The sequence below is a fragment of the Methanolobus bombayensis genome (genome assembly GCF_017873415.1).
Lineage (GTDB): Archaea > Halobacteriota > Methanosarcinia > Methanosarcinales > Methanosarcinaceae > Methanolobus > Methanolobus bombayensis.
In genome coordinates this window covers 12621-32776 of record NZ_JAGGKD010000015.1, presented here as the reverse complement: position 1 = coordinate 32776, position 20156 = coordinate 12621, and the positions used below count along the sequence as shown (strand labels likewise).

At 36.2% G+C, this 20156-nt stretch carries 11 protein-coding genes; 7 read left to right on the top strand and 4 right to left on the bottom strand.

Going from position 1 to position 20156, the window contains the following annotated elements; translation table 11 throughout:
* Positions 1-107: 107 nt before the first annotated feature.
* The 3 genes from J2746_RS12570 to J2746_RS12560 all read right to left on the bottom strand — a co-directional run bounded on the left by J2746_RS12570 (position 108) and on the right by J2746_RS12560 (position 4522).
* Positions 108-1286, bottom strand: coding sequence for a bifunctional 5,6,7,8-tetrahydromethanopterin hydro-lyase/3-hexulose-6-phosphate synthase (locus J2746_RS12570; protein WP_209621589.1), 1179 nt, complete (start codon positions 1284-1286; stop codon positions 108-110).
* 244 nt (positions 1287-1530) lie between these two features.
* Positions 1531-2142 carry an endonuclease III domain-containing protein gene (locus J2746_RS12565; RefSeq protein ID WP_209621585.1) on the bottom strand — a complete coding sequence of 204 codons (612 nt, stop codon included), beginning with the start codon at positions 2140-2142 and terminating at the stop codon, positions 1531-1533.
* A gap of 82 nt (positions 2143-2224) precedes the next feature.
* Positions 2225-4522 (bottom strand): PAS domain S-box protein, encoded by a 2298-nt coding sequence (locus J2746_RS12560; RefSeq protein WP_209621583.1) that lies wholly within the window; start codon positions 4520-4522, stop codon positions 2225-2227.
* 309 nt (positions 4523-4831) lie between these two features.
* On the opposite strand from J2746_RS12560, the gene J2746_RS12555 reads away from it, so the two are divergent.
* The 6 genes from J2746_RS12555 to pth2 all read left to right on the top strand — a co-directional run bounded on the left by J2746_RS12555 (position 4832) and on the right by pth2 (position 13985).
* On the top strand, positions 4832-5188 hold the full coding sequence (locus tag J2746_RS12555) for a YqaA family protein (protein WP_245250153.1): 357 nt from the start codon (positions 4832-4834) through the stop codon (positions 5186-5188).
* Positions 5189-5350: 162 nt separating this feature from the next.
* Positions 5351-5542 carry a hypothetical protein gene (locus tag J2746_RS12550; protein WP_209621580.1) on the top strand — a complete coding sequence of 64 codons (192 nt, stop codon included), beginning with the start codon at positions 5351-5353 and terminating at the stop codon, positions 5540-5542.
* Between the two features lie 42 nt (positions 5543-5584).
* Positions 5585-6805, top strand: a complete 1221-nt coding sequence (locus J2746_RS12545; protein ID WP_209621576.1) for a tyrosine-type recombinase/integrase — start codon at positions 5585-5587, stop codon at positions 6803-6805.
* Between the two features lie 532 nt (positions 6806-7337).
* Entirely contained in the window at positions 7338-11507 is a 4170-nt protein-coding gene (locus J2746_RS12540; protein WP_209621573.1) for a HEAT repeat domain-containing protein, read from the top strand.
* A gap of 690 nt (positions 11508-12197) precedes the next feature.
* Positions 12198-13433, top strand: coding sequence for a tyrosine-type recombinase/integrase (locus J2746_RS12535; RefSeq protein WP_209621571.1), 1236 nt, complete (start codon positions 12198-12200; stop codon positions 13431-13433).
* A 189-nt stretch (positions 13434-13622) separates the two neighbouring features.
* Positions 13623-13985 (top strand): aminoacyl-tRNA hydrolase, encoded by a 363-nt coding sequence (gene pth2, locus J2746_RS12530; RefSeq protein WP_209621567.1) that lies wholly within the window; start codon positions 13623-13625, stop codon positions 13983-13985.
* Positions 13986-14458: 473 nt separating this feature from the next.
* On the opposite strand, the gene J2746_RS12525 is transcribed toward pth2, so the two are convergent.
* Positions 14459-15952, bottom strand: coding sequence for an ATP-binding protein (locus J2746_RS12525; protein WP_209621565.1), 1494 nt, complete (start codon positions 15950-15952; stop codon positions 14459-14461).
* A gap of 393 nt (positions 15953-16345) precedes the next feature.
* Here J2746_RS12525 and drmA point away from each other — a divergent pair, with 393 nt between their 5' ends.
* A complete protein-coding gene (drmA, locus tag J2746_RS12520; protein WP_209621562.1) occupies positions 16346-20155 on the top strand; it encodes a DISARM system helicase DrmA in 3810 nt (1269 codons plus the stop codon).
* Position 20156 lies beyond the last annotated feature (1 nt).

Below are 20156 nucleotides of genomic sequence, written 5' to 3'. Positions count from 1 at the left end.
ACACCTGCATTATAACTGAGAATATGTTCTCTGCATATATTAGAATATCTGCAAATCAAAAAAACAGATAGGAAAAAAGAAGAAAAAGGTGTGGAAATTCCACACGCTTAGAAGTCAGTCATAACTCTGAACTGATCGATCTCAGGGTTGTTAAGACCTTCAATGAATTTCTCTGCGACCTGCCTTACATCCTTTGCGTTGGTGATTGCTCTTCCAACTACAAGGACATCTGCGCCTGCCTTAAGTGCCTGTGGCATTGTGTTGATACGTACACCACCAGCTACTGCCACCAGGATCTTTGGTGAGAGTGCCTTGATCTCGTCGATGTTACCCCATGCGTGCTCTGTTTCCTCTATGTCGATTCCACGGTGGAGTTCAACAACATCCGGAAGTACGTCGAGCTGCTTGAGTACTGCTACTGGGTCATCACAGTTGAGTGTGTCCATGATAGCATAGATACCGGTCTTATGAGCTTCCTCAATTGCCTTGTTAAGAGTTGCTACTGGTGCAAGAGCTGAGACAACAATTGCATCTGCTGTTGCATCTGCTACCATACGAGCCTCGAGGTTTCCTGTGTCAAGGGTCTTAAGGTCAGCAACTATGAATGCGTCAGGACGGATCTCTCTGAGCTTGGTGATAACGTCAACACCATAGCGCTTGATGAGAGGTGTACCAGCTTCAAGGATAACGTGATCGCTCTTTGGAATCTGGCTGACAATGTTCTGGATGACAGGAAGGTTTGGATTGTCAAGTGCAACCTGAAGGTATGGTGGGTTCCAGAGCCTTGCAACCTTGAATCCCATGATCGCGTGTCCCATTCTGTCCTTCTCCTTGAGTACTGTGTCAATGTCAGGGAAGCCATCTACTGCGCGCTTAACTGCCAATTTTGTAGCTCCGTAGTTGTATCTGTAGATCCTGTTGTAGTCCTTTGCTTCAGGATGGATGAAAACACTTGCAACAACTACAAGATCTTCAACATCAAGGTCACCGAATGCTCCCTCTTCAAGAGCATCTGCAACAGCCTTTGCAACAGCTGCCTGTGCAGGACCAAAGATCTGAGCTGCCTGACCCATGTTCTTTACAGTTACTTTAGGTACAATAAGTGTTGCAGGTTTTGTTGGAAGGTTTGGACGGACAACTGAAAGCAGAGGTGTATGGCCTGCTGAAAGCTGTGTTAAACCATTTGCGAATGCCTGACCCACAGGACCGTCTTTGTTTCCGATCATAAGGTCAACGTGTGCGAGTTCTGGTTCCTCGCCGATTAATGCTTCTCCGATTAATAACATGATTCTCACTCGATTTGTATTAGACTTATACTGGATAAATAGCGCATCTGTAGTTGTAGTTGCGTTATAACCAGTTCATTAGTTATTATACTATTTGCAACTATGAAATTTATCAGTTCTCGTGCAAAACCAGCACTTTATATATTAGAGTTATGGCCAGATACGCGAGATTTCTGCTTTATATAGAATATATCAATAAATAGTTTGTTGAAACTCGGGTTTTACCAAAAATGTCAAAAATTACTCAAATAAGCTTCGGGCAAATATCATCCATGATACACTCATCACACTTCGGACCAACCGGCCTGCATACGTTCTGACCGAACAGTACCATAAGTCCGTTTATATTCTTCCAGTCCTCTTTTGAGAGAACTTTTTCAAGCTCTTTTTCGGTTTCATCCGGGTCTGATGTTTCTACAAGACCCATACGATTGGATATCCTGTGTACGTGAGTGTCAACTGCTATAACATCCTGCTCAAATCCATAACCAAGCACGCAGTTTGCAGTCTTCCTTCCAACTCCCGGAAGTTTGAGAAGGTCATCCATGCTGTCAGGAACAACTCCATCATAATCCTGCAAAATAATGCGAGAAATATCAATGATACGCTGGGCTTTTACCCTGTAGAAACCCACATTCCTGATAAGTTCCTGAATCTTCTCCACATCCGCTTCTGCCATTTCCTCAACCGTGCCAAATACACTGAAAAGTTTCTGAGTTGTCGGGATTGTCACCTCATCCCTGGTTCGCTGGGACAGCACGGTAGATATCAAAAGATAGAAAGGATCTTTATTAATGTGAAAATATCCGCCTGGATACAATTCCCACAGGCGTGCAACTACATCTTCAGCATACATCAGAACAAAGAGAAACCTCAGGATATAAAATGCTTTGTAACCCGGTCATTGAGATTAAATTACCGGAGATTAAGACTTAAGACTACTTTGATCTGCAAAAAGCAGGAAAAGTCACATGAACAGTAGTACCTGAACCCTCATTGCTTTCCACCCATATCTCACCATTGTGTATATCAGCTATGGTTTTGCACACATACAGACCCATTCCGCTACCACCATATTTTCTGGACTTGGAACTGTCTATCTGGTAAAAACGCTGGAATATATTATCAATTTCATGTTCTGGTATTCCAATTCCATAGTCAGTCACCGTTACGTGTATATTTCCTTTGTTTTCAAATGCACGTATCAGTATTTCCGAACCATTTGAACTGAACTTTACAGCATTATCTATAATTGACCTGAAAAGATATGGAAGATATTCAACATCTCCTTTCATCAAAGGAAGTTGCTCCTGGAAATCAAATACAATGATAAGATCCTTCTCCTCAGATTTGAAAGAGAAATAATCCACTACTTTTGTTAGAGTATCCTCTATTCTGATGGGATCTAGTCGGTATTTTACTTTTCCTGACTTGACTATACTCATGTAGATAAGCGAATCCATGAGGAAACTCAAGTGATCATATTTATCAAGAACAGTTTTCATTGCCCCTTTCTGTTTAGAATTAAGCGGCCCCAGAACCTCATCATAAACCAGTTCGCTATAACCTTTTATGGATATCAGAGGTGTTTTAAGCTCATGGCTCAGGTTGGATATGAATTCATCTTTCATCCTGTCAAGGGATTCAAGTTCCTCATTCATCATTGCCAGTTCCTCTGTATACCTTTTGATCTCTTCCTCTGCTTTTTTGCGTTCGGAAATATCACGTGTAACACCAAGGAAGAACTGGAAGTTACCATCCTCATCAAAAACAGGATTTGCAATGGATTCGGTCCATATTCTCGAACCATCTTTGTGATACTGCTCGATCTCAAAAGTTTCAGAGTAGTTTCCTTCTCCTTCCTCAAGTTTATTATGGAAACTCTTCATTGCATTTTTCAGGGTTTCTATATGTTCAGGAGGAAATATCTCTTCAAAAGTTTGATTTGAGGCCTCTTCGGGAGTATAACCACGGAGTTTGAAAACTGAAGGACTGTTGTATGTGAATTTACCATCTTTAGTCATGGTCCATATAACATCATTTGCATTTTCAGCCAGAAGACGGAATTTATGCTCACTTTCTCTGAGTTCCTTCTCGGCAAGTTTTCTTTCACTTATGTCCCTCACATTACTCAGAAGAGCAGGTTTTCCATCATATTCTATGACCCTTACGCCCATCTCTACAGGAACATAACTGCCATCCTTTTTCATATAAGTGATCTCAAACCTGTTGGATTTGTTTTCCATTATATCTGCAACTCTTTCATTGCACACACCATGAAACTCCGGAGCTACGAGATCATCTCTGGACAATCCCAGAAGCTCATCCATAGAGTAATCCAATAGATCTGAAGCTACTGAATTAGCATCAATGACATTACAATCAAAATCAAAGATCAAGATAGCATCGGCGGCATTTTCAAAAAGGATCCTGAATTTACTTTCAGAAGCCTGGAGTTTCATGGTCGCCAGACGTTCCTCAGTAACATCAGAACCTGAACTGATTATAGTTTTTATATTACCCTCAGAATCCCTGATATAGGAATTGTTCCAGCGTATTATTCTCTTTTCTTTATTCTTTGTCAGGATACAATTCTCGTTTATTCTTGAGTCTTCCAGGTTACCATTGCATATACTTTCAAATACCTGAAATACATCATCCTTTTCATCATCAGGAATAACAAGATCCATCCAGTTTCTACCTATTAGTTCATGTTCATTATAGTCCAGTAATTGACAGCATTTTTTGTTTGCAATTTTTACCGTACCATCATTTTCCAAAGCAACGATTATGCATCCTGCAATGTCAAGATATGTCTGGACCCTGTCTTTTTCACATTTAAGTTCATCATAGAGATGTTTATTTTTCAGGAGAGTACGCACACGTGTCAGAACCTCTACCCTGTCAATTGGTTTTACAAGGAATTCATCTGCACCTGCATCAATGCCTCGTATTCTGTCATCTTTTGAAGAAAGAGCAGTAATAATGATCACAGGAATGAAATTTGTGGATTCATCAGCTTTTATCCTCCTACATACCTCATATCCATCCATCCCGGGCATCATTATGTCAAGCATCACAAGGTCAATGGCCCTGGATCCTAAAATATCAAGGGCTTCTTCTCCACTATACGCCCCATATACAGTATATTGTTTGGACAGAAATGTTTCTAAAAGCCTGACATTTAGTGGATCGTCATCAACAACCAGTATATTATATCCGATTTTTTCGTCCATTTTTAATAACCCTGAGCAGACAAACTGTGATCAATTGACTAATTTCAATTCTGCGAAATACAGTTATGATTATATGTCATTAATTTTTACAGTTAGTGAGCAAATGTTGCATTAATCAGTATACATCTAGTAATATATAAATATCGTGTGAGTTTTTTTGCAGGAAGCCATTATAAAGTTAGACAATAGGAGCTGGAAATAATCGATTTTTTAACCACATTAATAGAAGAACATGCCCTTACAGGACTGTTCATTGCAAGTTTTCTTGCATCCACAATCCTTCCACTTGGATCTGAAGCTTATGTGGTGTTGCTTATCAGTGAAGGATTTAATGTACTTCCGGTTATCATGGTTGCTTCAATTGGAAATTACATGGGAGCATGCACTACATATTATGTAGGACTTAAAGGGAGAAAGGATATTATTGAAAGGTTTTTTTCTATTTCTGATGAACAATTGAAAAAAACAGACAGATTGTTTGCCAGATATGGTTCATTTATGCTACTTTTTACCTGGGTTCCGGTAATTGGTGATGCAATTACTGCAACCGGAGGAATTTTGAAGCTTGATTTCAGGATTTTTTCTTTTTTTGTGTTCACAGGCAAGGCAGCGAGATATACAGCTCTTGCATATCTTACGGCAGGCACACTTATGTTTTTCCAGTAAAAATAGTTTTAAATTTGTACTATTCAGGTGTTTTAAGCCATAAATAAAGATGAATTCTTCAAACAAAAGAATAAAGATGGATAAGGTATATATACTCTGCCTGAACATATAAATAAATAAATATATATTACCAAAGATAGCAAAACATCCAGAGACATTAAAATGGATAAATTAGAAATAGAAGAAAAGACACTAAAGCAAAATTCTTTGCTTATACCTGTTGCTGTGGCCCTGGGAACACTTCTGGCAATTATTGCCTATACATATCTTCCAAATAACACAGCTCTAATAACCATTTTTGCAGGTGCGATCATAGTGGCTTTGATAACTTATGCCTTTTTAAAAGAACATTAACCTTATTGTAGATTTTTGTAAATCTGCAGGTAAGGAATAAAAATGAATTTGTCTGAACTTAAACAAGACATAATAGTTGAAAAATTATTCGCTTCGGTAAATCCTTCACCAAGTACATGGCAAGGATATTTGACTGCTCTGCTACACTACTGCAATTATACGGGAATGAGTCCAAGTCAGATGATAGAACAAGCTAACACTGACATTAAAAGTGGTAAGTTGATGACAGACCGTGCAATATTTATACAGATTCCGGGTTTTAGGAAGTATCTGCAAAAACAAGTACGTTCGTGCACAGGTAAGCCATTGACACAAAGTTCTGTTTCTCTATATGTTGGTAAAATCTTGACATTTTATAGTTACTTCTACATTGAAACACCAAAACAACCACGTAATTCAAACAGGACAAACAAGGCACAGAAAGAAAACCTGAAACGTCCAGACAAGGAACTTATCCAAAAAGCGTTGAATATAGCAAGTATTCGCGACAAAGCGGTACTGCTAACGGGTATCAGTTCTGGAATGGCAGCAAATGAAATTGCAAGTTTGACTGTTGAACAATTCAAAGAAGGCTATGATTCTGAAACAGGAATAACGACCTTTGATATGAGAAGGCAGAAAGTTGGAACTGACTTCATAACTTTCATTTCGCCAGAGGCGAGCAATGCTATTCTAAGTTATTTGGAATGGAGAAACAGACCACCTGCAGGAAGTGAAGAATGCAACCAGATGGAATACGAGAAGCGAAAAGTTACAAATGATAGCTACTTGTTTCTCAGGACTAAGGTCAATAAAGAATATCTTCTTACACGAGATGAAAATCAACGCAGGTTAACGAAGGCCAATATTATCCAAGCATATAAGAGGCTAAATGAAGATTTGGGAACTACAACAGAAGCTGGCATGTACAATTTATTAAGGTCTCACAATATGAGAAAATTTTTCAATACACAGTTGAAGAATGAAGGAATGGATGGAGATTTGATAGAATACATGATGGGACACAAGCTTTCAGGTTCAAAATCTCATTACTATGAAGGAGATCCGGAAAAGCTAAAAAAGATATACGCCAGATATGTTCCCTTCTTGACAATTTCTAAGGAAGTTGATGTGGCAAGCAGCCCAGAGTTCCAGGAACTGAGGGGAAAATACGAAACCGAAAGGGCAGCAAAGGAGCATTTCAAAACAGAAAAATACGAATTAGAATCCATGAAGGGTGAACTGGAGAAATTCCAAAAAGCAATTGAGTCAATGAGACTGTAAGGCAAGAACAATAGTCAATAACTAAAATACTGAGATGTAGAGGTAGAAAACCCAAACACGTGGTAGCTAACCACCAAAGTTCTAGAAGGCTGTGTAAGCTTCCGATGCATTCAAGAACAAACAGTACTAACTGAATTTTTTCTTTGGAGTTATATCATGCACTGGAAATCAAAAGTGATCCTTGGCACAGCCCATGAGAACTGCACTAAACTATTCTTCAAAAACAAGCGCATATAGGAAAAGCAAAAGATACTTTCATTAATATTCTACCACCCTTAGCATAGGTTTCAAAAAAGTATTTGGCCAAGTCTTCTTCTAGAGTAATTTGGTCGTTTCGAGAGCGCAAAAAGTAATCTAAAACCTGATAAAAAGAAACTTTTTTTTGTGCACCATTTTCGAGGGTATGAAGATATCCACTTGAAATAAAGATTGCCAAATTAAGAAAATGATCATCGATAAAATAAATAAGTGATTAAAGCTCTTGCATTACTATCAAAAAAATCTACTAAATCATACATTGTGGTGTGGGTTAATGGCGAAAATTTTTGTATCCTCAACATATCAGGACTTGGAAGACTATCGTAAAGGCGTCAACAAAACTTTGAGGAGGATGAAACACGAAGATGTTGTAATGGAGCATTTCACTGCAGAGGACAAAAGACCACTTGATAAGTGTTTAGAAGCAGTGGCTTCATGTGATTTATATATAGGTATTTTTGCTTGGAGGTATGGATACATCCCTCCTGGAGAAAATAGGTCTATTACAGAACTCGAATATCGAAAAGCTCAAGATGCTGGAATAGAGTGTCTCATTTTTTTGGTGGATAAAAAAACACCGTGGTCCCCCGAAAATATGGATTTAGATAAACCAGAAAGTATGAAAAAGCTTGCATCATTAAAACAAGAGCTTAGTGAAAAACATCAGCGTGATACTTTCAGTTCCATAGAGAGTCTTGAAAGTAAAGTTGCTACTGCCGTCCACAACTGGAAAAGGGATGATCTGGAGTTTCGTGATTATTCAAATTTAGATATTAATAGATATGCTACGGCTGTGCATAGCAAATATAACGTTCTTGATATGGACACACTTACACCATCTACAAAGGATGATTACGTAAAAATACAACTTCAAAGCATTTTTATCGAACAAAAAGTCCGGGAAAATTTACCACCAACTGAACTGCCCAAGGAAATAGCAGGGAGAATTCAAGAGGAATGGGATTTTGATGAAGAATGCTTTTCATGTGCGTTGAAAGATTTCGATTTTGGTAAAGCAAACAGGGAATATTATTCTAAACCTTCATTACCGGTTCTTGATGTTGTTACAGATAAGAAGAACAAACACATAGTAATTCTAGGAGATCCTGGTTCAGGAAAGTCAAGTCTTTCCAAATATATGTTGCTATCGATTTTGGGTCACAAAGAAGATCCTAAACTCAAAGATATATTTGAAGGCTATATTCCCTTACTGATTGAACTTCGTGATTTTATCGGGTTATATTCTGAACAAAAATGTGATACTTTTCTTGAGTACTTTAAACATCTTGGAAAAACACAGGGCTATTCTTTAAACGAAAAAGGACTTCATTCCATTTTATCCAAGGAAGATAGGTCTATTGTAATTTTTGATGGGCTTGATGAAATATTTGATCCTAATAAATGGGAAAGGGTAAACAATATGATTGTAGGATTTACTCTTGATTATCCAAAAACTCGAGTAATAGTGACCTCAAGAATAGTAGGATATAATAAAAATCGATTATCAAATGCCGGTTTTAAGCACTTCACAATTCAGGATTTTGATGATGTACAGATAAGTGCGTTTCTTGATAAGTGGTGTTCAGTTGCCTTTTTTGAGAATAGAGAAACAAGCGAAATCAAGAAAAATCGAGTTCTTAGGGCACTTGAAGAATCAAATTCCATACATCAGTTAGCAGGAAATCCTTTGTTATTGACAATTCTTGCTATTATCGGGAAACATCAGGAATTACCAAGGGAGCGCAGTGAACTATTTAGCCACGCAGCTGGAATACTTATTGAGCATTGGGATGTGAATAGGCACTTAAAAAACGAAAATATAAATTTAGTTTGCATCGATAAAAAAGATAAAATTGAATTACTTAGGAGGATTGCGTTTTCAATGCAATCCAGTCTGGAGGGACTTGCAGGAAACCTGATTCATAGAGAACAACTTACTGACATTATTGAAGAATATCTTATATGTGATAGACTTAAGCTAAGTAATTCTGATGCAAAAATTGTTGCTAAATCGATAATTGAACAGTTCAGAAAAAGAAACTTTATACTATGTCTTTATGGCGCAGATTATTTTGGCTTTATTCATCGAACGTTTCTTGAATATTTTTGTGCAGATGCGATTGTTGACAAATTCAATAATCACAAACTTAACGTTGATAGTCTTAAACAATTTTATTCTGAGAATTGGGAAAAAGAAACATGGCATGAGGTTTTAAGACTCATATGTGGAATAAAAGATAATATAGCAGGAGAGCTTATTGAACATTTAATAAATGTATATAATCCAAGACATAATGGGAGTCGTTCACCTTGGAATATAGTTCTTGCTATCAAGTGTTTAAGTGAAGTAAGGGCTTTAGAAACAGTGGATAAATCCTCTGAAGACTTGCTCTATAGAATTTTTGGATTGTTTGAAATAGCTCGCCATGATTCAAATATTGAAATATTTCTGAGAGAAGAAATAGTCCCTTCAACAAAAACTGTAGGTACCAATTGGCCAAACCGTAACTTGCTAGTAGATTGGATTTACAAAACTAGGTCTTTTGATAATTATAATGATTATTCTCTTAGTAATACGTGGGCAGAGTTTGTAATCTATATTGGTCATGATTCTAAAGAAGTATGCGAATCAATACAAAACAAATTGCGTGATCAGCGGAAATCGAAATATTTGGCCATTCTAACACTGCATAAACACACTTTAAAAAACAAAACGATATGTGCCAATATTAAATGTATTTTATTGAATGATAAGCATGCAATAGTACGTAAGTCTGCAGTTGACTTTTTGGCAAAGCACTGGAATGATGATTTAGAAGTTTTTGAACTCATAATAAATGCTGTTAGGAACGATATGAGTAGTAATGTGCGTAGGGCTTCAATTAGAACGCTGGCAGAGCACTGGAATGATGATTTGGAAGTTTTCCCACTCATAATGGAAGCTGCTAGGAACGATAAGAGTAGTAGCTTGCGAAGGGATGCGATTAGAACACTGGCAGAATACTGGACTGATAATTCGGAAGTTTTTTTATTCATAATGGAAGCTGCCAGGAACAATGAAAATTTTGTTTACATACGCCAGATTTCGATTGAAATTATGGCTGAATACTGGAATGATGATTTGGAAGTTTTTCAATTTATAAAGGATGCTGCTAGGGACGATAAGAGTTGGCGTGTGCGCAGGACTGCAATTGAGAAAATGACAGAATATTGGAATGATGATTCGGATGTTTTTCAATTAATAAAGGAAGCTGCTAGGAATGATAAGAGTTGGCGTGTGCGCAAGACTGCAATTGAGAAAATAGCAGAATACTGGAATGATAATTCGGAAGTTTTCCAATTCATAATGGAAGCTGCTAGGAACAATGAAAATTATAATCAGATACGCACGACTGCAATTGAAAATATAGCAGAATACTGGAATGATGATTTGGAAGTTTTCCAATTCATAAAGGAAGAAGCTAGGTACGATAAGAGTAACAGTGTGCGTGGGACTGCAATTCGAACACTGGCAAAATATTGGAATGATGATTCGGGAGTTTTTCTATTCATAAAGGGAGATGCCAATACCGATAAGAGTAGTAGTGTGCGTGGGGCTGCAATTCGAACACTGGCAAAATACTGGAATGATAATTCGGGAGTTTTCCAATTCATAAAGGAAGATGCCAAGAATGATAAGAGTAGTAGTGTGCGTAAGACTGCGATTAGAACACTGGCAGAATACTGGAATGATGATTCGATAGTTTTAGAACTCATAAAGGAAGCTGCTAGGAGCGATAGAAATTGGCGTGTGCGCGGGTTTTCAATTGAAACACTGGCAAAATATTGGAATAATGATTCGGGGGTTTTCCAATTAATAAAGGAAGATGCCAGAAACGATAAACTTTTTTTTCATATACGCAGGATTGCAATTGAAACACTGGCAAAATATTGGAATGATGATTCAGAAGTTTTCCGATTCATAAAGGAAGATGCTGGAAGCGATAAGAGTAGTAGTGTGCGTAGCACTGTGATTGAAACACTGGCAAAATACTGGAATAATGATTCGGAGATTTTCCGATTCATAATGGAAGCTGCTAGGAGCGATAAGAATAATGATGTTCGCAGCACTGTGATTGAAACACTGGCAAAATACTGGAATGACGATTCAGAAGTTTTCCAATTTATAATGGAAGCTGCTAAGAGCGACAAGATTAATAGCGTGCGCGGGACTGCAATTCGAACACTGGCAGGATACTGGAATGATAATTCAGAAGTTTTTCAATTCATAAAGGAAAATGCTAGGAATGATATAAATGAAAATATACGCGAGACTGCTATTAGAACACTCGTGAAATACTGGAATGATGATTCGGAAATTTTCCAATTCATAAAGGAAGTTGCCAATAACGACAAGAGTAGCAGCGTGCGCGAGGCTGCGCGTAGAACACTGGTGGAACGATGAAATGGAATTTATCCAATACATAGAAAAAAGATGAATAAATAACACTGGTATCTAACATCTTTTTTTCAATATCACTTTTTCATTTTTTCTTAGAGAATATTCTCTCTGAAAATACTTCATAGCCATTTATTCATATATTCCTAGTTTTCACAGAGAATATTCTCATTAAAAATACATATTAATGCTTATTTTCCATTTTCAATGTATTTATTCTCATTAAAAAACAAAAAAAGCTCTTAAATACCTTTGAATAGTAATATTTATAAATAATTACAGCTTTTGATGAAATACACACTAAATATAATATCAATCCAACTTTAAACATAGCATTTAGTGTAGAGGTAACTGTACAAAAGTGCAGTTACTGAAATTGAAACGTATATAATCGCAATTAATCGGGTTAAAACGATAAAAGAATAAAAAGATTAAGAAACGGTCACATCAGGTATTGATACTACCTGACGCAACACGAAAAATAGAAATACCCACCTGAAAGTATGTATTTCTCTTACATGTCACAAGCATAACATGCTAATGAGTAATTGTGCATATGCTATATATTAATATAACGATAATAAGTTATCATTAATTCTGTTTTTGGTGTTTTGTTACCTTTCTTAAGGATGGATAAATGAATACAAAATTAAACCAAATAATCTTCTTCAAAACCTTAGCATTGGTAGTGATAGGATGAGTGTGACAAAACTTGAACATGATCCTAGAGTCAAAGATCTCTTTGCTTTAGCTAATCTGTCAGATAGTACCAAGGGAGGATATTTGACCGCACTTAGGCATTATGTGGAATACACCGGTTTAACTCCAAGCCAGTTGATTGAAGAAGCCAATAATGACATCAAATGTGGTAAGTTAATGATAAAGCGTGAAATCTTCACACAAATTCCTGGCTTTAGAGAATATCTAAAAACGTGCAAGAATAAACATACAGCTAAGCCATTAACTCCAAGTGCTATATCTCTCTATGTTGGCAAAATTAGGACCTTTTACGGTTATTTCTATATAGAGACACCAAAGCAACCATGTAATTCAAATAGGACAAACAAAGCACAAAAGAAAAATCTGAAACGACCTGACAAGGAACTTATTCAAAAAGCTTTGAGCTTTGCAAGTCCTCGTGACAAAGCAATGATGCTAACTGGACTTAGTTCAGGAATGGCAGCCAATGAAATTGCAAGTCTGACCGTGGAACAATTTCAGGATGGATATGATCCCAAGACTGGAATAACAACTCTCGATATGAGACGACAGAAAGTTGGAACTGATTTTGTAACTTTCTTATCTCCTGAAACAAGTAGGGCAGTTTTAGATTATCTTGAGTGGAGAGAAAGACCACCATCAGGAAATGAAAAATGTGATATTTTGGAACATGAAAAACGAAGTATCACGCCAGATAGCTATCTTTTTCTTAAGGGCAAGATAAACAAAAAATACCTTCTTACACGAGATGAAAAACTGCGCAGATTAACAAAGGCTAATATTATCCAAGCTTATGCTAGAATAAACAAAGATTTGGGCATTTCAACAGAGAAGGGTGTGTTTAATATTTTGAGATCTCACAATATGAGGAAATTTTTCAATACACAATTAAAGAATGAAGGCATGGACGGAGATTTGATAGAATATATGATGGGGCACAAGCTTGAAGGTTCTAAATCTCATTATTTTGAAGGTAATCCTGTAAAACTAAGGGAAATATATTCCAAATACGTCTATGCTGTTACCATCTCTAAAGATATTGATGTAAAGAGCAGTCCAGAATTCCAGGACCTTGTGGATAAATATGAAACAGAGAAAGCCGCAAAAGAATACTACAAGTCTGAAAGATGTGATTTAGAAAACATGAGAAATGAACTTGTAAAGTTCCAGCAAGCAATAGACTTAATGAATGAAGTAACTTGTATTAGTTAATTGAAAACAGTTGAATCTCTGTGAATAAAAGAGAATTGAATGTTATTCTCTTTATTACTCAAGTGTGACAAAATTTCCTGTGTGTCACATATATCATAGCAACAAAGATAATATTTTATGATATACCAAATCGCCTGACTAAGCAGAATTTGTAAATAATTATGAGTATTCAAATAGGAAGTGAAAAACATGTGGGAGTATAAACAAGTAATAGTAATACCTGAAGATGTTGAGATGTCTCCCGGGAAACTTGGAGTTCAGATTGCACATGCATCTATAACTCCAATCCTCAAAAATCTGGACCGTCTTGATGAGATTAAAGAATGGTTCGATGATGGAAAACAACAAAAGAAAGTTGTTCTGAAGATCAAGAACCGAAGCAAATTATTGAATTTCAGAGACAAAGCAACTGATGAAGGATATATTTGTGAAGTAATACGAGACGCCGGGAGGACAGAAGTAGAACCTGGTACAATAACAGCATTGGGTTTTTTCCCCATGAAAAGTGAAGATATTGATAAATTAACAAAAAAACTAAGTTTATTCTCATGAACATCAACATAATACAAGATATCGTATTTTGTATCGAATAGGAATCTAAAATCAATACTTGTGATTTTAATGTACTTAGTTCTACTCGAAATAGTGTTAAATCAATTATTCTATTCAACATATTTTCTACATGAATAAAGGAAAATAGCGGAATATATACAGTCTTTTGATAAATGTCAATGGCAGTTACTTTTCTCCACTTGTTATTCTATACTCATGCCTATATTGTACTGTCACTAAAATTTAATGAGAAATACCGGCGTGGTGTCGGTATTTACGCCGGGATATAGTACTGTTATTAAAATTTAATGAGAAATACCGGCGTGGTGCCGGTATTTACGCCGGGATATAGTACTATCATTAAAATTTAATGAGAAATACTGGTTTGGTGTCGGTATTTACGCCGGGATATAGTACTGTTATTAAAATTTAATTAGGAATGCCGGCGTGAACTCTAATAGTTATCAATATATTTATTTTACCTTGTACCTTGTTGCTGGTCCCTTGCCAATCTTTTCTAATAATCCAATTTCAATGAATCTATTCAATTGTCTTTGTGTTGCTCTTGAAGTTATATTGAATGCTTTTGTACAATCATTTGATGTGACTATTCTTTTCTTAGCAATAAAGTCCCATCTCTTCAACTCTTCAGCAGACAATTCATTTACTAATTCAGGAGCGTATCCTCTAATAATCTCTTCACTATTCAAATAGATCGTTAATGTAAGATATAAGTCATCATATGAATACTGAGGACTTGGTAAGTTATATTCTGCAGGCATTGTCTCAAATGATTTCATTCCCAATCCTCTTTCTTCAGCCAAAGCCATTTGAGAGAACACATAATGTAACTTAGGATTACGACTTAACATTGGAGCTTTGAATTCTTTAAGTTGATCAAGAGTAATTGGTGCTACTGGTCCCCCTGGACTTTTAATTACTATTGTATTTGGAGTGATAATTAAATGACATTTAGCTCCATCAATATCATAGTCTCGATGAACTAGTGCATTTACTACAGCTTCTCTGATAAGTTCAAATGGAAAATTCTGCTGTTGTCTTTCCATACTACTCCGATCAATAACATTGGGTAACTTGTTTTTCATCCATTCTTCAACTTTACCAGGAATCAAAACTAATGGGTCATTAAAATCTTCAGTTCCCTCTTTTCCACTTGGATAATGGATTGTTCCTAATAACCCTGCCTGTGAATATGTCTTTCGAGGATCCTCTCCAAATAAAAGTAATCCAAACCCAGTAGGATTAAACGCACCATCCTCTTTCTCTTCCAAAATACCCATTTCAACAAGTTCCTTGTAAAATGCAGGAGACTCCACGTCACTTTTAAATCCAATTGCTTTTTTATATATTTCCAATGCACTTTTTGACAATTTAGACAAAGGTACAGATAAAGGCAAATCCAACTTCGAAATAGATGAATCAATATCCTCGTTTACTTGTTTCTCTTTAGCTCTCTCTTCTGCTTGTAAAATGAAATCATTATTTATTTCAAGAATTTTCTCTTGGAGATCACGATCAAACATTTTAACCGTAACACCATGATTCTGTAGATACTTCATTCCTTTATGATTTACTGTTGGATCCGGATCTTCGATTCCTATCCACACTTCTTTTATTCGAGCATTGACTATCCTTTCAGCACAACTTAATTTTGGATGGTTTCTTGCCCCTGGAGCACATGGTTCAAGAGTTGCAAACAGAACTGATCCATCTAACTTCTCGCTCCTATTCTTTCGCTCAATAAGAGTATATTCGGCATGGTCACCTTCTCGCAATTCTCCCCGGCAAGCTGTATTTTTTTCTCCATTTGGTTTTACTAAAACTGCACCAACTAATGGACTCTTTTTCCCATCAATTCGAGGTTCATGAATTGTATTTTCCATGACACTAACCGCTAACTCCATCATTTTACGTGGATCGAACTTTGTTTTTTTCTCAGAGACCATGGTTCTTATTATAAGTAATTCTTGTTAAATAATTTTGCCAGATTGATATTATCACTTATTAATAGACTAATATGAACTTTGTAGAATACCTATTAAAATCAACATCTTTTGAATGGTATTGGTAATTATCATCTATTATATTATTACTTTAAATAATTATATATTTAAATAATGAATCAAGTATTGAGGATTCTGCATATCTAATTTTCATCTAAAGTACTGTGATTTATTTTCCAAATATATTTGATTATTATATCATGTAACTCTCCTACTACTCAAAAATTTCTTATATATCAATTATAATGTTTTAAGCATGATTAAATAATAAATATTTTATATGTATTAACTTCATTTTTAATTTCATATTATTATTGGTAATTTAGAGGTGAGTAAGTGAGGGATATTTTCATAGAAGAATTAATGAAAGAGGTTCTGGGTCCAAGGTATGGTCCTGAAGAAGTACTTATTGGTGCAAGTCCATATAACGAATACTTAACAGGAGTCATTATTCCAAAAAACTGCAAAAAAGTAGAGACATCTCCGGAATCGGAAATGATTTCTTCCGAGGAAGCATGCTCAGAATCAGAAGATGACAATTCATCAGATGATCCAATATCTATACTTCCAACTGAACTTGACCCCCGAATGAAACCCAAATCTTTTGGAATATCTTTTTTGATTAAGGGGCAAAATCCTGTAATTGATGTTTGCGTAACTTGGGGGAGATACAAAGATGTAAGTATTTCTGAAGATAGCGCATCCAATGATAGTAGTATACACAAAGCTGATAAATGGAAACGAAAACCTTTCATGAAGATACTGAATATTAATTTGTCGAGTGCTGCTGAAGGTAACGAAACTGTTTATGATGAAGAAGACGGACAAATACATCTAAATATCAAGAAAATTCAGTCAAATGGAACCTTGCATGTAGTTTTAAGTCTTATTAATGATTTAAAAATTAAAGAATGCACAGGGGATGCAATTGTTCAAGCTTCAATTTACCAGCCGTCTTTACGTGTAAATCTCGGAGAAGGATGTAGTCTGAAATCAATGGAGAATTCGAATGAAGATGATATTTTGGCTTTTATATATCGAGAGAATCCCATACTTTCCCGAGGCCATATGTGTTCTGCAATATGGAAAGCAATTGATTACCAAGAACAGTTTGAGATTGAGAAATTATGGCCTGATGGATACTTTTTCGATGATTGTGCTGTATTCCACAATTGTGCTGTAAGAAGTGAATTTATACCGTTATATCCAAACTCTGCACCTAACTTTACATGGGATGAATCAACTTTTGATGTTAGTCCTGAATTATCTGCTCTCAAGTTGTCTGAAATGTGGGAAAGTAAAGATATTGATGCATATCTATCTCCTCTTGTAGAAGCTTACAGCTTATGGATTCAAAAGAATGAAAGTTCTATTGGCAAGTATGATGAAAAAAGTGCTGTATTTGTTCAAAAATTAGTTGACAAACAAAAATTATCATTAATTCGTCTGAAGTCCGGGATTAAGTGTCTTAAGAACAATAAAAATGCTCTTTTATCATTCTGCTTTGCAAACAAAACAATTTGGCTTCAAAATCTCTGGAAAAAGAGAAGAAAATACAGTGATGACGATGTTGACTTTAGATGGAGACCTTTTCAGCTTGCATTTTTCCTGATTAATATTGAATCTCTCTATTCACAGAACTCAGAATATAGAAATCATCTTGATCTACTATGGGTTCCTACCGGAGGAGGTAAAACAGAATCTTATCTTGCAATGATGGCATTTGTAATTGCTCTGAGACGTATAAATGCAAAAGATAATGATAAAAATATAAATGATATTACAGGTGCAGGAACTGCTGTAATTACACGTTATACTCTTCGTTTATTAACAGTACAGCAATTCCGTCGTACACTACTAATGGTGACAGCGGCAGAGTATTTACGTATCTTCAATAATAATGGAGCTATTGGTTGGAGGCCGGAAAAATGTTCATTTTCAGAGAACTGGTTGTATGGTTCTACAATATTTTCAGTTGGAATGTGGGTTGGAGGTAGTGTATCACCTAATCATCTACGGGGAGATTATGGTGCAGTAACTGCCTTAACAAAGGGTGATGTTGATGGGGAACCTGCACAAGTTGTCAAGTGTCCTGTATGTGGTGAATGGCTTGCAATTCCACGGTCTGGTTTGCCTGTAGGGACAAATAAACTTCATTTAATTGTAAAATCCAAAAGAACTATTAGTGACCTGCAGAATGCTACAATTAAATTAAAAGACCCTATTATAACTGTAAATTTTTCGCAGGGAGGGCTTCTGCCAGGATACTATACACTTTCACTAACTGTTGATAGTACACGTAAAATTGATGAAAATGAGATTGATGAACTTGTGTGTGAAATGGAAAAAAGTCTTGATATAGAGGTTAAATCATTCCGAGCATCAAGACCTGGATATTTCCCTATAGATTCTGAGCCTGGAAGAAAAAAAGAACAACCAATTGATTTTGAAATATTCTGTACTAATCCTGAATGTGATTTAAATAATGGAGTAAATCATAAAGAAGGGGTACCATTTACATTATTAACTACAGAAGATGAGCAGTTACCTGATGGTCTCTTTTTGAAAAAGAGGAAAACTCCTTTTTTACCAGAATCACGTATTCCTATTCCTGCATACACAGTTGATGAACAGATATATTCCCGATGTCCGACAGTTGTTGTCAGTACTGCAGACAAAATTGCACGGCTTGCCTTTGAACCCAGAGCTGCATCACTGTTTGGAAATATAACAAATTACAATCTTTTTTATGGTTATAATCGTAAGGATATTTTCCCAAAAGATATTCTCAAGTCTGCTACAAATAACAAATATTGCGTCGAAATAAAATCGTTTGGACCTCCTGAATTGATTGTGCAGGATGAATTGCATCTAATGGATGGACCGCTGGGAAGTATGTTTGGTTTATATGAATCAGTTGTTGACGGTCTTATTCGCAAAGCAGGCGGTAAACCAAAATATATAGCTTCTTCTGCAACAGTTAATCAGGCAGAAAAACAAGTTATGTCTTTATTTAATAGACCATTGTTTCAATTCCCTGCATATGGTCTTTCTTTTAAAGACAGTTTTTTTGTAACTCTGCCGGAGTTCTCTTATGGATGGGATGAAAACCGACCCGGAAGAGTTTACATGGGAATATACGCACCCGGTATGGGACCTTTAACCCCCCTTGTAAGAATATGGTCAAGATTACTTAAAACCGGACATGATAATCTTTCAAAAAGAGAGATAATAAACTACTGGACACTTGTAGGGTATTTTAACTCTCTGAGAGAGCTTGGAGGAAACCGGGCACTTTACAGAGAAGACATAATAGAACGGCTTGCTCATATATCTGAAAATGTACCTCTACGAAGTACTGATGATGATAAGGCTGTTGAGTTGTCAAGTAGGATTGATTCAACTGATATCCCGCAGATACTGGAAGAACTTGAAAACGGAGGACAAAACCAGAATGTGAATGAAAATCCGGATGCAATTTTCACAACATCAATGTTCGGAACAGGTGTGGATATTCCACATCTTTCATTAATGGTTGTTAATGGACAGCCAAAAACAACATCACAGTATATTCAGGCTACAGGAAGAGTGGGAAGAGAACATGGAGCACTTGCTGTTACATTCTACAAAGCAGGTCGTCCAAGAGATTTAAGTCATTATGAAATCTTTGGAGGATACCATCACAGGGTAAATCTGGAAGTAGAACCGGCTTCAGTTTCGCCGTTTGCAGATGGATGTATGGCGAAAGCTGCAGGGCCTGCAATAGTCTCTTTCTTAAGAAATATGTCTGAATCTATTGTGGAATGGTCTTTAGAATCAGGCGATGCTATAAGAAATTCAAATGCTGTTAAAGATTTCGAAGAATTTATCATGTGCTGTCTGGATGACCGTCTGCAACCAGAAGAAAGAGATAAGATTATTGAATATTTTAAATCCGAGTTTGAAAAATGGGAAAATATATCCAAAAAGCTTGGTAGTGAAGGACAAGATTTGGTGTATAATGAGTATAGACCCTATCAGAAACCAGAGAAAAATGTTGTTTTGAGTGATCCTGCTCATGAAAGAATAGAACATCTTAAGAAAGTGTACAAGAATGCACCACAATCATTGAGGGAGATTGAGGAAACAACATCGTTTGAGGTGTGAA

Excerpts from the sequence above, each read along its gene's own strand:
- J2746_RS12560 (WP_209621583.1), bottom strand. The coding sequence starts at position 4,522 with ATGGACGAAAAAATCGGATATAATATACTGGTTGTTGATGACGATCCA.
- J2746_RS12570 (WP_209621589.1), bottom strand. The coding sequence starts at position 1,286 with ATGTTATTAATCGGAGAAGCATTAATCGGCGAGGAACCAGAACTCGCA.
- J2746_RS12535 (WP_209621571.1), top strand. The coding sequence starts at position 12,198 with ATGAGTGTGACAAAACTTGAACATGATCCTAGAGTCAAAGATCTCTTT.
- J2746_RS12525 (WP_209621565.1), bottom strand. The coding sequence starts at position 15,952 with ATGGTCTCTGAGAAAAAAACAAAGTTCGATCCACGTAAAATGATGGAG.
- J2746_RS12545 (WP_209621576.1), top strand. The coding sequence starts at position 5,585 with ATGAATTTGTCTGAACTTAAACAAGACATAATAGTTGAAAAATTATTC.
- J2746_RS12565 (WP_209621585.1), bottom strand. The coding sequence starts at position 2,142 with ATGTATGCTGAAGATGTAGTTGCACGCCTGTGGGAATTGTATCCAGGC.
- J2746_RS12550 (WP_209621580.1), top strand. The coding sequence starts at position 5,351 with ATGGATAAATTAGAAATAGAAGAAAAGACACTAAAGCAAAATTCTTTG.
- J2746_RS12540 (WP_209621573.1), top strand. The coding sequence starts at position 7,338 with ATGGCGAAAATTTTTGTATCCTCAACATATCAGGACTTGGAAGACTAT.
- pth2 (WP_209621567.1), top strand. The coding sequence starts at position 13,623 with ATGTGGGAGTATAAACAAGTAATAGTAATACCTGAAGATGTTGAGATG.